This is a genomic window from Desulfobacula toluolica Tol2 (assembly GCF_000307105.1).
Taxonomy (GTDB): domain Bacteria; phylum Desulfobacterota; class Desulfobacteria; order Desulfobacterales; family Desulfobacteraceae; genus Desulfobacula; species Desulfobacula toluolica.
Genome location: NC_018645.1, coordinates 820,796 through 834,362 on the forward strand (window position 1 = coordinate 820,796; position 13,567 = coordinate 834,362).

12 protein-coding genes are annotated in these 13,567 nt (G+C 42.6%); 4 read left to right on the forward strand and 8 right to left on the reverse strand.

Going from position 1 to position 13,567, the window contains the following annotated elements; translation table 11 throughout:
* Position 1: 1 nt before the first annotated feature.
* The 3 genes from TOL2_RS03745 to TOL2_RS03755 form a co-directional block, all read right to left on the reverse strand.
* Positions 2 to 763, reverse strand: a complete 762-nt coding sequence (locus TOL2_RS03745) for an ABC transporter ATP-binding protein (protein WP_014956208.1) — start codon at positions 761 to 763, stop codon at positions 2 to 4.
* Positions 764 to 823: 60 nt separating this feature from the next.
* Positions 824 to 2,329, reverse strand: coding sequence for an AMP-binding protein (locus TOL2_RS03750; protein WP_014956209.1), 1,506 nt, complete (start codon positions 2,327 to 2,329; stop codon positions 824 to 826).
* Positions 2,330 to 2,536: 207 nt separating this feature from the next.
* On the reverse strand, positions 2,537 to 4,858 hold the full coding sequence (locus tag TOL2_RS03755; protein ID WP_014956210.1) for a sensor histidine kinase: 2,322 nt from the start codon (positions 4,856 to 4,858) through the stop codon (positions 2,537 to 2,539).
* A 187-nt stretch (positions 4,859 to 5,045) separates the two neighbouring features.
* Between TOL2_RS03755 and TOL2_RS03760 the strand changes: the two genes are divergently transcribed.
* Positions 5,046 to 5,798 carry a sensor histidine kinase gene (locus TOL2_RS03760; RefSeq protein ID WP_014956211.1) on the forward strand — a complete coding sequence of 251 codons (753 nt, stop codon included), beginning with the start codon at positions 5,046 to 5,048 and terminating at the stop codon, positions 5,796 to 5,798.
* 2 nt (positions 5,799 to 5,800) lie between these two features.
* Here the strand turns inward: TOL2_RS03760 and TOL2_RS03765 are convergent, their stop codons facing one another.
* From TOL2_RS03765 to TOL2_RS03785, 5 genes are all read right to left on the reverse strand, one after another.
* Positions 5,801 to 6,325, reverse strand: a complete 525-nt coding sequence (locus TOL2_RS03765; RefSeq protein ID WP_014956212.1) for a response regulator — start codon at positions 6,323 to 6,325, stop codon at positions 5,801 to 5,803.
* A gap of 53 nt (positions 6,326 to 6,378) precedes the next feature.
* Positions 6,379 to 7,602, reverse strand: a complete 1,224-nt coding sequence (locus TOL2_RS03770) for an aminotransferase class I/II-fold pyridoxal phosphate-dependent enzyme (protein WP_014956213.1) — start codon at positions 7,600 to 7,602, stop codon at positions 6,379 to 6,381.
* Positions 7,602 to 8,639, reverse strand: a complete 1,038-nt coding sequence (gene tdh, locus TOL2_RS03775) for an L-threonine 3-dehydrogenase (RefSeq protein ID WP_232508053.1) — start codon at positions 8,637 to 8,639, stop codon at positions 7,602 to 7,604. The genes TOL2_RS03770 and tdh overlap by 1 nt, the downstream gene beginning before the upstream one ends.
* 116 nt (positions 8,640 to 8,755) lie before the next feature.
* Positions 8,756 to 9,808 carry a radical SAM protein gene (locus tag TOL2_RS03780; RefSeq protein WP_014956215.1) on the reverse strand — a complete coding sequence of 351 codons (1,053 nt, stop codon included), beginning with the start codon at positions 9,806 to 9,808 and terminating at the stop codon, positions 8,756 to 8,758.
* A gap of 24 nt (positions 9,809 to 9,832) precedes the next feature.
* The gene (locus TOL2_RS03785; RefSeq protein ID WP_014956216.1) at positions 9,833 to 10,381 is read right to left on the reverse strand and encodes a hypothetical protein; all 549 of its coding nucleotides are present in this window, start codon (positions 10,379 to 10,381) and stop codon (positions 9,833 to 9,835) included.
* 161 nt (positions 10,382 to 10,542) lie between these two features.
* Between TOL2_RS03785 and TOL2_RS03790 the strand changes: the two genes are divergently transcribed.
* From TOL2_RS03790 to TOL2_RS03800, 3 genes are all read left to right on the forward strand, one after another.
* The gene (locus TOL2_RS03790; protein ID WP_014956217.1) at positions 10,543 to 11,607 is read left to right on the forward strand and encodes a branched-chain amino acid aminotransferase; all 1,065 of its coding nucleotides are present in this window, start codon (positions 10,543 to 10,545) and stop codon (positions 11,605 to 11,607) included.
* 126 nt (positions 11,608 to 11,733) lie between these two features.
* Positions 11,734 to 12,279 carry a helix-turn-helix domain-containing protein gene (locus TOL2_RS03795; protein WP_014956218.1) on the forward strand — a complete coding sequence of 182 codons (546 nt, stop codon included), beginning with the start codon at positions 11,734 to 11,736 and terminating at the stop codon, positions 12,277 to 12,279.
* A 63-nt stretch (positions 12,280 to 12,342) separates the two neighbouring features.
* Positions 12,343 to 13,497, forward strand: a complete 1,155-nt coding sequence (locus TOL2_RS03800; RefSeq protein ID WP_014956219.1) for an acyl-CoA dehydrogenase — start codon at positions 12,343 to 12,345, stop codon at positions 13,495 to 13,497.
* Positions 13,498 to 13,567: the final 70 nt, after the last annotated feature.

A 13,567-nucleotide genomic window follows, 5' to 3' on the forward strand; every position in this document is an offset into this window, starting at 1 on the left:
TTTAATCCTCTCCAATATAAGCTTCAATTACTTTAGGATTCTGGGCAACCTCCTCAGGAGTTCCGGAACCGATCACCTCGCCGAAATCAAGAACATAAATTTGGTCTGAAATGTCCATGACAACCCCAAGGTCATGCTCTACCAGCACCACAGTAATCTCTTTTTCTTTTTGAATATCCATCACAAATCTGACGATATCCTCTTTTTCCTCCTGGTTCATTCCAGCCATGGGTTCATCCAAAAGAAGGATATCCGGTGCAAGGGTTAAGGCACGGGCCACCTCGACTTTTTTTTGCACCCCATAGCTTAAGTTCCCCACAAGGCTTTTTCTGTAAGGCTCCAGCTCCATAAAATCTATAATGGTTTCAACATGTGCCCTGTTTTCAGCTTCAATCCGGGAGGCCTTTCCGTAGAAAAATATCGCGTGCAGAAAGCTGTATTTTAAATTCTGGTGACGGGCCAGAAGAAGATTGTCAAGAACCGAAAGGCCGGAAAAAAGCTCAAGATTTTGAAATGCCCTTGCAATCCCCATATTTGATACCTGGTGGGGGGAAGAGTTGGTCAGTTTTTTATCCTTGTAAAAAATATCGCCGCGGGTGGGGTGGTAAAAACCTGATATGCAGTTGAGCATACTGGTTTTGCCTGCGCCATTAGGGCCGATAATAGATGTGATCAGACCCGGCTCAATGATCATGTCTACATTGGATAGGGCTTTAAGGCCGCCAAAAGAGAGTGTTACGTCAGAAACAGTTAAATGTGCCATATACAACCCCGGTTTTAAGTCAGATTAAAGAGAACCTGCATCTCATAAAAAGAAATGTTTTCAGGCATATTTTATTTTAATTTTCTCACGGTCGATTTTGCCGTCACCTGCCTTTGGCAGATCGGTTATAAATTGAACATATCCTGGTTTTTTGTAACCGGCAATGCGTGATCCGCAAAATCGTATCAGCTCATCTTCTGTCAGTTTGCAGCCTGGATTCAGCGAGCAGACAGCTTTGATGCCTTCCCCGAATTTTGGGTCAGGAACCCCGAACACACAGACTTCTTTGATTGCGTCATGCTCAAGAATTGCTTGTTCCACTTCAGCGGGAAAAACATTTTCTCCACCCGGCTTGATAAGTTCTTTTTCAGCTTTTCTGCCTTTAAAAAACAAAAATCCCTCTGAATCAATCATTCCAAGGTCTCCGGTATGGTGCCACCCGCCCCTGAAGGTGTGGGCATTGAGTTTGTCGGCATTCCAGTACCCTTGAAACACCAGGGGCCCTTTGACAAGGATTTCCCCGGTTTCACCGGGAGGCAGAAGCGTATCAGATTCATCTGCTGTTTTAATATTGGCAAGAGGTGAGATTCTGCCGGCTGACCCAGGTTTTGCAAAGTATTCGGCAAATGTGATCAGGCCTGATGTTTCGGTTTGTCCGTACATGGTCCAGAATTTGGAATCCGTAACTTCTTCCCATTTTTTTGCCGTATCCTGCATTTCAAGCCCGGCCGCGATTTCAAGGCTTGACAGATCAAACTTGCCGTCTTTCATGGCATCCATCAGATTTGTCAGTATTGGGGGAAAGGAACCAAAAATATTAACTTTTTGTTCCTGGATCAGTTCCAGAGTTTTGAGAGGGTCAAATTTTTCCTGTATAACATTTTTGCCACCGGCTTGAAGTGTTCCCAACCCTATATTTATTCCCATAATATGAAATAACGGCAAAACGTTTAAATAGGTTTTGGTTTCATCAAGGCTGTATGCGTTGATGATCTGCTGGTTGGCCAGAATAAGATTTTCCTGTCCCAGAGCAGCTCCCCTGGGTTTGCCCTGAACGGCCGCTGTATGAATTATTACAAAAGGATCTGTCGGGCGGCATGGAACCGGGTTTTTGATTGGCGTGTCATGATATAATTTTGAAAAACCGGAATCTTTTTTATCGTCAACAACATAACAGTGTTCAAGACAGGAAAATGATGTCGTAAGTTTCCCGGCCTGATCAGCCATTTCTTTGTCGCAGACAATCAAGCAGGGCGTTGTATCTTCAATAATAAAGCTGATTTCGTCCTGGCTCAGCCGCCTGTTGATGAGAACAAGCGTGATGTTGAGTGCGGATGCCGCACCAAACAGATGAAAAAAAACAGGATGGTTTTTGCACAGAACAGCTACCCTGCTGCCAAAAGCCAGATTCAGATTTTTGAGGCCGTTTGCAAGTTTGCCGGCTTGCAAGAAAAGATCCGAATAGGTGATATCCGATCCTTCCCAGTGAATGGCACAAGATGAACCTTTGTAAAGTGCGTTTCTTTCGTAGATGTCGAAATAGGTCAGATTGTGAAGACTGTTCATAACGCGTCACTCCTTGCCAAAAGCATAAACTGTTAAACTGTAAAAAACTTTAAAAATTCAATCAACTGTAAAAATTCACCTCATTTTTTTTTAAAATCTTGCTGGAAATCAATTTAAGCCAGTATTGACAAAGCAAACGAGCGCTCAGTCTCAATATGTCTCTAGTAATAATTTAATTTGTTCTGGTTTGTCAAAGACTTTTTTTTATTATTTTTTTTCACACGGAAAGAACAGCTTAAAAATTGAGTATCCTGAATTTAAACAATCCGTCCGGGTTTGGCAAAACCGGCAAGCCTTGATATCACCAGGGCATGTTGCATCGTTGTTCTCCAAAAGGAAGCGGCATCGTTTTGATTCCATTTTCAGTGTAAAGCCAAGACGGTCTGAAAATATTTTCATACGCAACAGGTCCGCACCTTTCCCTCCTGCATTAAATGCAAAGGGTGTTTTCGTGGAATACAGCAAGGTCTCCTGGGTGCTGAAAAATCCTTCAAAGATTCTTTTCCGGGCATCTGCTTCAATACCCACACCAAAATCATGTATGCAAAAGAGAATTCCGGCATCTTTTGTTTTAATAAAAATATGGATTTTGCCGTAGTCAGGGGTATTTTCAATGGCATTTTTAACAAGTCCGCCAATTGTTTTATCCAGGATTTCTTCGGGCAGCAGAAGAACCGGCAGGTTGTCATCCACAAAAATTTCAATATCAATGGGCCTGAATTCAAATTCAGGCTTAAGGGAATCGTATAGTTTTTTGAAATATTCGGAAAAGACAATCGGCCTGTAATGAATTGATCTGGGCCCGAATTTGTCATCAATCAATTGCGTGATTGATTGTTCAAGATTGTCTGAATTAAGGTTTTCCAGGATAAGAGTTTCAAGTTCATCCTGGCAGATTTCAAACATCTTTAACAACATAGTTTGGGCAGAATAGGTCTTGTCTTCCATGATATCTGCCACCTCATCCTGGATATCAACGATTCTGTTCAGTGTTCTTTCAATTCTGTCCAGAGTGCTGCTGGCATCTATCCCTTTCACTGATTCAAGCTTCTTTTTTAAGATCTGCAAAGAACCGTTAAGTATGGCCACAGGTGTTCTCAGTTCATGGGAAAGGTGGTTGATGGCTTTTCCTTTGGCGCGGTTCATTGACGCCACATCTCTGTAAGCCTCCTTGAGAGCTTCGGCAAACCGTGCATTTTCAATTGAGATGGCAACGGTTCCGGCTATCATGGTCATAAGTTCCATATCATTATAATCAAACCGGTTCTGTTTTTTGTTGATGGCGCACAAAACCCCTATGATCCTGTCCTCGCTTTTAATGGGAACTTCCAGGAGACTTTTTGTTTTGTATCCCAGTTTCTCATCCCGTTCAGGGTAATTGTCTGCCAGCTTTTCTATATCATTCACCAGGGCATATTCACCGGTTTTTATAATTTTACCGGCCAGGAGAGAATCAACCGGAAAACGGATGGTTTTTGTTCTTTTTTCCGTATCAAAATCATCATAGGATGCACCGGTGAAAAACAGTTCCTCCTTGATCTCATCATACAGGAGAACCACGGCTCCTTCAGTGTTTAAAAGCTCTTTGACCTCTTTTGAAATATAATTCATCAGATCTTCAAGTTCAGGATATTCCGGTAGAACGGCACTGATTCTCATAATGGTCTTGTTGTTTGCCTCAAGCCGTTTTTCTTCTGTAATATCTCTTAAGATCACAAAGGTTTCCGTTGGCCCGGTTTTAACTCTTGAATGGGATGCGGCCCATAGTACAACATCCAGTACCTTGCCTTCCCGTGTGAGCCGCTTTGTTTCGTAACGGGCAAGGGATTTTTGTGTTTCAAATTTATTTATCATTTCATGGGTTTCCGCTTTAAGGGCTTGGGGCACAAACGGAACAGGTTTGCCTTTGAGTTCTTCTATGGACCATCCAAATGTTTTTGAAAAAGACGGGTTTAAATAAGAAACCAATCCTTTTTCATCATATACGATAATGGGATAGGGGATAAATTCCAGAATTTTTCGATAAATACGGTAGAGTTCTTTTTTTTTCCTTTCAGCCATTTTTGTTTCGGTTACATCCTGGAGGGTTTCAACAGCACCTGCAATGTTTCCATGATCGTCCGTATAGGGGGAGGCGGTAAAAAACAGCCATTTGCCTTCTTTATTCAAGTCCTGGAAAAAGTCGGTGGCTGCAAATCTTTCTTTGTCTTTGGAAGAGTGATTGTATTTTGGGCCGTAATGCTCAATGATTTTGGCATCTGAAGATTTGTCAATGATCAGGTCCGCCATAACCGGCCGTTTTGAAGAATAAAAGGCCTTCCACTGGTTTTTTGTTCCGATCATGTCACTGGCGGACAGTCCTGACAATGCTTCAAGAGCCTTGTTAAAATGGGTGATGGTATGGGTTTTGTCAACGACAAACATGGGAATGGGAGCTTTGAAAATAATATTATTCAGCTCATGGTTTTGTTTTTCTAACTTTTCTATTTTATTTTCAAGTGCAGCAACATATTCTTCATTGTTTTTCATAAATAAACCCCAAAAGACTTTACAAGATTCGTTGATACCCGTATAACAAAATTTATGATTTATTCAAATGATAATAAGGTTTTAAATGTTCTTTGCCAAAGTGCGGCTAATGTGTAACAATCAATTACAATATGTAAGCGATTACAATATATAAAATCATTGATTAAAATTGCAAGGATTTTAAAGTTTGAAGGAAAAAACAACAAGCGCTACGATCAAAACCGAGATTCTTATTCATGATTTAAAGGTGCCCATTTCAGTAATAGATGCCGGGGCCAAATCATTGCTGAATCGACAGGATTCCTATGGTCCCCTTACGGATAAACAGATTAAAGTACTCAAAAGAATTATCAGGAACACCTTGACAACGCAGCGGCTTGTAAATGATGTGCTGGAGCTTGGAAGATCCAGAGAAGGGGTAATGATCACCACTGATTTTTCCATCTCTTCCCTTGTAAAAAATGTGTTGATGGAAATTTTTGATCTTTCCAATCCAGGCGTGGCAGAGATGATTCGAAAAACCGGGACCTATGCTGAATTTCAACAGGCATTGCAGGATAGCAGGGCCGGGTTATCTTTTGATCCTAAAGTCTGGCAAACCGTGGTTCATCTTGATGAGGCCAAGGTAAGACAGATTTTGAGAAATCTTGTGAGCAATGCATTTAAGCATCGCGCTTCTTTTGTGGGAATTTCAGGCACTATTGTGGAAAAACAACTGATTTTAAGAGTAACAGATGACGGCAGAGGCATACCTCCGGCCGATCATCAGAAAATTTTTGAAACCTATTTTACCACAGGCTCGTCCATTGAGAGTGCGATTCGAAGTCATGGACTTGGGCTTGCCGGTGTAATGGTATTGTTAAAGGATATGGGAGGCGCGCTTAAGTTGAATTCAGACGATGGAAAAGGTGCTGAATTTATTGTGACGATTCCATTATAGGCCTATTCCATTTTTTGAATGTCATCCCTTGAGGCGATCTGTTTTTCATCAAATTCATCCCAGAAATCCCTGTCTTTTTTTCGCCAGCCTTCCCCGAATATTTTATCAAATACGGGCTTGAGAAGTGAAAACCATGTGACATGGACTTTTTTCCCTTGTTGTCTTGCGGTCAAAATATCTGCAATATAAAGGGAAATATCCACAAGTTTGTCTTTGGGTACATAAGCATCCGCCTTTTGTTCAATGGACTGTTTTAAATTGTCAGGAGTGAGGGCATGAGCCGTGAGCATCAAGGAGGGGATATCAATTTTATTGGTGATTTTTAAAAGGTCATATCCCTTAACTCCCATGATGTCCAGAACGGCAGCATCATAGGTGTTGTTTCTCAAATGGGCAACAGCCTCTTCAAAGGTTGCAGCCGTATCAACCGAACACATGTAAAGCAACTCTTTAAGAGTTTCCAAGATATCTGTTTCATCATCAACCACAAGAATTTTTTTGTTTTCAAGGATATTTTGATTGTCCATTCAGGCTCCTGTTTTAGTTGCAGGCAATCATGGGAAATTATCTTGATGTTATTTTAATCAAATTGATCTAATAATTCAATGACATGATTTATATCTGCAAAGGTATGACAGGCATTGATTTGAAATCTGATGGTCTCATCTCCTTTGGGCACAACGGGAAATGTTAATCCGACAACCAGGACACCATTATTGAATAAATAATTCACAAGATCATGGGTTTTTGTTGTGTCTCTAACCAATAACGGTACAACCGGATGGGGACCTGTGATAGATTCTTTGCCAAGTCCTTCAAGTCCCTGCCGGAATTGGTTGGTTCTTTTTTGTAAGTCAAAAAGCAATTGGCGTCCCTGAGCGCTGTCACAAATATCAATGGCCTTTATGGCGGCGGCGCAGTCTGCAACACTCAAAGGGTTGGTATAAATATAGGTGTCTGCCTTTTGCCGGACTGATTCGATAATGCTGTTGCTTGCACAAATAAATCCTCCGTTCACACCAAAGGCTTTGCCAAAGGTTCCGATAATGATGTCCGGTGCTGCATTGCAAAATTCAGGGGTGCCGCGCCCGGTATCACCATAGGCACCTATCCCGTGTGAGTCATCAACAACCGTGATCACTCCGTCTTTGAATTTTGAATCATATGATTTGCAGATTTTAGTGATTTCATTGATGGGAGCATAATCTCCTCTCATGCTGAAAATTCCGTCAAATATAACGACAACCCTTTCCATGCCGGGGCTGACCTCATCTAAGCAGCGTTTCAGGTCAGCCATGTCATTGTGCTTGAATATGCCTTTGTTTTCTTTGGGAATACTGCTGATTCGCATGGCCCTGATAATGCTGTTATGGTTGAGCTTGTCACCGATCCAATGGGTTTTTTTGTTGGAAATGGAGAGGGCAAGGCCGCAGTTTGCAGTGTAGGCGGAATTGAAAATTTTGGCAGCAGGTTTATTTGTAAATGCCGCCACTTTTTTTTCAAGACGGTCGTGATACACAAAGGTGCCGTCTATGAATCTTACAGCCCCTGGTCCTACGCCGAATTTATGAGTTGCCTTGTCTGCCGCATCTATAAGGTCCGGGTGATTGGAAAGAGACAGGTAAGAGTTGGAGTTCAGCCGGATAAACTCATTATCATTTCCCTCAAGTTTATATCGCGGGCCATTGTTGCCTTTGGGCGGAATATAGTGTTCAATTATTCTTTCAGTGGGTTTGGCGCGGCCTTCGAGTTTTAAGGCGTCTAATTCCTGTTCCAGGGATATGTCAAGCTTGTGTGTACTCATTATTTGTTCCAGTTCAGTATGACTTTGCCTGATTGACCGGATCTCATTGCCTCAAATCCTTTTTCAAATTCAGTGTAGTCAAATGTGTGTGTGATCAAAGGTGAAATATCAAGTCCGCTTTGAATCATGCTGTTCATTTTATACCAGGTTTCATACATTTCCCTGCCGTAAATGCCTTTGATGGTCAACATGTTGAATACAACCTTGTTCCAGTCTATGTCCGTATTATCGGGCATGATGCCCAGAAGGGCGATTTTTCCCCCATGGCACATATTATTCAGAATGGAAGCCAGGGCGGCAGGGTTGCCGGACATCTCCATGGCTACATCAAATCCTTCTTTCATGCCAAGCTCTTTTTGGGCCTGCTCAATGCTTTGCTGTGTAACATCAATGGTAAGGGTTGCCCCTGCTTTTTTTGCCAGATCAAGCCTGTAGGGATTGACATCCGTCACCACCACATATCTTGCCCCTGCATGTTTTGCAATGGCTGCTGCCATGCATCCGATGGGGCCTGCCCCGGTGATCAGGACATCTTCACCCAGGACATCAAAAGACAGGGCCGTGTGGGTGGCATTTCCAAGGGGGTCAAAACAGGCCAGCACATCCAGGGGGATTGTTTTATCACAATACCAGACATTGGTTACAGGGATGGCCAGATACTGGGCGTGTGCCCCGGGCCTGTTGACCCCCACTCCTTTGGTGTCCCTGCACAAGTGCCGCCGTCCGGCCAGGCAGTTGCGGCAACGGCCGCAAACCAGGTGGCCTTCACCTGACACAAGGTCTCCCGGCTTAAAATCAACCACATGGGAACCTGTTTTTTCAATGGTTCCCACAAATTCATGGCCGATGTGCATGGGAATGGGAATGGTTTTTTGTGACCATTTGTCCCAGTTGTAAATATGGACATCTGTCCCGCAGATAGCGGTTTTGATGATTTTTATCAGCACCTCATTGTGTGCAATATCAGGAATTGGAACATCCTGAAGCCATAAGCCTTGTTCCGGCTTTGCTTTAACAAGCGCTTTCATGGTTTTCATGGCAGATAAATCCGATAAATTTAGATACGGTTTGATAATTCTCCATAAAAAAGCCTATACCACACCTGTTCATTAAATGCCATTTATAAAGGAGACTTTGACAGTCTTTATCGTATTCAAGAAATAAAAGGTGATGAATAATGGTCAATGCCTTTTTGAATCAAGGCCATTAAATTCTCTTTTTCTTTTGGAAATTGATACCCTTCATAATCATGGGTTAACAGGAGTTGTCCATTGGGGGCACTCCAGAAATTTCCCGCATGGTCAAAGCAGACTTTGGAGGTTACGTCAAGGTCTTTTAGGGTCTGTTTTATTTCCAGCAGCTGTTCTTTGGGTGTCAGGCGGTCCAGTTCATTTCGTGACGCTTTTTCATGCAATATGGTTCCTGGCCGGGGGGTAAAGGGCCGGGACCTGATATAGTGTGGGTTGATCAGGTTGAGGATACGGGCTGTGTTTGCTGCATGGTCTTTTGAAAAGGTCTTGCCGCCAAGGCCCGGCATCCAGTATTCCGAAACCTGAAACCCTGCTTCCATGGCTTTTTTGCCGCCTTTTACATGGTCTTCCGGTGTTGCCCCTTTTTTGATTTTTTTCAACAAGGCTGCATCACCTGTTTCAAGCCCGATATGGAGACGGTCAAGACCTGCTTTGCGGATTTTTTCAAGGTCGGCGGCAGGTTTTCTGGCAATGGTTCTTGACCGGCCATAGGATGTGATTCTTTCAATTGTGGGAAAAGTTGTTTTTAAATGGTTCAGTACCTGGATCATGTGATCGGTTTTCATGATCAGGCTGTCTGCATCCTGTAAAAAAACGGTTTTTCCTCCTGAGGCCAGCCAGGTTAAGAGCATTGAAATACCTGGGTGAAAATAGAGTCCAGGAGCTTTTTTTATGAATTCACCAACTGCCTGGTTTGTGATTTGGCCTTCTTGCCCCAGTTTTATGGATATCTTTTTGATCTGTAAATATATGTCATTCATGACATTTATATCTTGAATGATATCTTCTGGTTTGCGAAGTTCAAATTTTTCCGATTTGTACATGGCGCAGAATGTGCAGTGGTTCCATGGGCAGTTTCGGGTAAGCCTCACAAGAAGGGATGCACTGCCGCCTTCACTGGGCGGCCGGTACATGCCGGTTTCAAATTCATAGGTTTCTAAAGGACTGTCCTGCATGATATCTCCAGGTATTTCTTTGTTTTATTTGAGTTTTTCATACGCAGACAGCAAAAACAATGTCGCAAAGGGCTGAAGAAGCAAAAAACCGATAAAAGATGAAGCACCAATGGTTGTCAGGGCGAAGAAGACAATAAAAACAATGATATGATCTGACACAGGAGAGCTTGTTACCATGGCCGTGCTTTCTTTGACGGCATCAACAAGCCCGTATTGTTTGTCCACCATTACAGGAATCAGATAAAGGCATGTGTATCCAATTATAAGGGTAAATAAAATGCCGGGAATAATAAAGAGTGTGAATCCAACCATAGTGACAATAAAGACAATCAGCCCGAAAATGAATAACGGTAAAAACAGCCCGAGTTGTGAAAAAACGTCCTGGGCTTTGGGCTCCCGATTGTATTTTAACAGCTGATACAGTGAGTGGGTATACCCTGCAAAAGCAACAGGCGCAAGGATGCCGATGGAAAAAATACTGACGGCCGCTACAACAAGCGTAAGAATGATCAATGATAAAATATTATTGATACAATGAGTCCAGGCAGTTTCAACATGATATTTCACATCCATTTTTTTTTCCTTTGTCTTAAGCAGATAAATAATTTAATATAGTAACCGAAAAAAAATAAGCCCGTCAATATAAACAAATAAAATTATTTTGGCAAATAATGAAATTACAGCTTATTTTTTGCACAACACCATTAATATTAATTAAATTTACGGAGGAAAGAATGGAAATTAAAGTCACCCTTGCCCAGACGAACAGAACACGGCCTCAGGATTCTGCGTTAGGGTTTGGCAATGTGTTTACTGATCATATGTTTGTCATGGATTATTCTAAAGATAACGGGTGGCATGATGCTCGAATAGAACCTTATGCTGATTTTAGTGTTCCACCTTCTGCAATGGTGTTTCATTATGGTCAGGCCATTTTTGAGGGATTAAAAGCCTATAAAACCCCGGATAAAAAGATCTGCCTTTTCAGGGCAAAGGATAATTTTGAAAGAATGAACCGGTCTGCAAAAGGCCTGTGTATCCCGCAGATTGATGTTGATTTTGTCATGGATGCCATGAAAAAATTGATCAAACTGGAAGAAAAATGGATTCCTGAAACCCTTGGAACCTCACTTTATATACGACCCACAATCATAGCAACCGATCCGTTCCTCGGGGTGCGCGCGTCTTACACTTATAAGTTTTTCATTATTCTGTCTTCTGTTGGGGCATACTATGCCGACGGTCTGAATCCTGTGAAAATCTGGGTGGAAAAGGAGCATGTCAGGGCTATCAGAGGGGGGATGGGGGAATTTAAGACTGCTGCTAATTATGCTGCCAGTCTGTTTGCATCTGAAGAGGCAAAAAAGAATGGATATGACCAGGTACTCTGGCTGGATGGCATCGAAAGAAAGTATATCGAAGAGGTTGGTGCCATGAATATTTTCCTGCTTATCGGGGATGAACTGGTGACGCCCATTCTGAATGGGAGTATCCTGCCTGGAATCACACGGTATTCTGTTATCAGTCTGGCAAAAAAATGGGGCATGAACATATCTGAAAGGAAAATCAGCGTTGAAGAAGTATTTAAGGCTCATGAAGACGGTAAACTGACAGAAATTTTCGGTTCCGGAACAGCTGCAGTGATTTCTCCTGTGGGTGAAATACGTTATGGAGACAAGGTTATTTCCATTGGGGATGGTACACCTGGTGAAACTGCAATGAAGTTCTATAATGCATTAACCGACATCCAGTACGGAAAAGCCGAAGATACTGAAAACTGGCTTGAAGTCATTGGTTAACTCTTATTTTATATGGAACCCAAGTTTTAATATGGAAATCAGGATCGATTTTTTTTAGCGACATATGCTGAACGAGCGCTCAATCAATATATGGTTTGTTCATAAAATCAAATGATTGGAGATACCATGGCCCAAAAAAAAGGAATCATACCAATTGGAAAGAGGATAAGGCAGACCAGGCTGGACAAAAAGATCAGTCTGGATACCATGGCCAATGAAACCGGGCTGTCAAAAGAAGTGATTAAAAAAATTGAGGCAGGCGATCAAAGGCCTTCGGTTGGAAACTTGTTGCAAATTTCAAGAACCCTTCATATTGATTCGAGCTTTTTGTTTAAAGAGCAGAATGATGTTATTGAAGAAAGATCCAGAGCATATACCAAACGGACTGACCACTATGCCTACACCCCATTGGCCCCCAGTGCTGAAAACAAACATCTTAAAGCGTTCAAGATTGTTGTTGAAGCCGGGAAAAGCCATGGCGGTGTAGGATTTCAGCATGAGGGAGAAGAATTTGTCTATGTGCTTGACGGCAAAGTGGAAATTCAGGTCGGTGATCATGTTAACAAATTGAACAAAGGGGACTCGCTTCATTTTAATTCCGGCGTCAAGCATGACTTGCGAAATACAGGCAAGACAGATGCTCAACTTATTGTTGTGGTGTATGCACCGTGAGCTGCCCAAAGCTGAAGTTTTTGGGTGGAGCAATGGTGACCAGTACATATAAAAGGGGGGATCATGTTATTCAAGCTTACTGATGAACAGTTGATGATTCAGAATATGGTCAGGGAGTTTTCCCGCAAGGTCATTGCAGCAACTGCAGCACAAAGGGATAAAACAAAAGAATTCCCGGCTGAAAATTTCAGGCAGATGGGGGAGCTGGGATTGATGGGCATGATGATTCCTGAAAAGTATGGCGGTGAGTCTGCTGATACGATTTCCTATGTCCTTGCATTGTCTGAAATTGCCTACTCTTGCGCATCAACATCTGTTGTCATGTCGGTTCAAAATTCAATTGTGTGTGAAAGCCTTTATAAATATGGAACAGAAGAACAAAAGCAACAATTTCTGGTTCCTCTGGCTTCAGGTAAAATAATTGGTGCATTTGCCTTGACTGAACCTGAGGCTGGATCTGATCCGGTGAGCCAGCAGACAACGGCAGTAAGGCAAAAAGATCATTATGTGTTGAACGGAACCAAGCGGTTCATTACTTCGGGTAAACATTCGAAAGTTGTTCTGGTTACTGCCAAAACAGATGAAAGCAAAGGGCATAAGGGAATCAGCTGTTTTATTGTCCCCAAGAAGACCCCCGGTCTTGTTGTGGGCCATCTGGAAGATAAAATGGGGTTGCGGGCATCTGATACAACGGATTTAATCTTTGAAAACTGCAGGGTGCCGGCAGACCTGATGCTGGGCAAAGAAGGGGACGGGTTTAAAATCGCCATGTCAGGCCTGGACAGCGGCAGAATCGGTATTGCCGCTCAATCTTACGGCGTGGCCATGGCTGCTTTTGATGCTGCCGTAAAATACGCAAAACAAAGAAAACAATTCGGCATGGCCATTTCAAAGCACCAGGCCATACGGTTCCAGATTGCTGATATGGCAACCCAGATTGAGGCTGCCAAACAATTGATTTTTTCAGTCGCATCCATGAAAGACCGAAAACAACCTCATACAAAGCAAGCGTCCATGGCCAAGCTGTTTGCCTCTGAAATGGTGAACCAGATCACGGCCCGGGCCATTCAGATACACGGCGGATACGGGTTTACCAAAGAGTATGATGTTGAACGATTTTATCGGGATGCAAGGGTGTTTACCATTTATGAAGGAACCAGTGAGATCCAGAGAATTGTCATTTCAAATCAGGTGCTGAAAGACAGGAGGAAATTTTGAACAATTATTTTCCTTGACACCTGACCTCTCAATAGAGTAAGCCAATTTTTATTGTTTCGACCAATCTGAA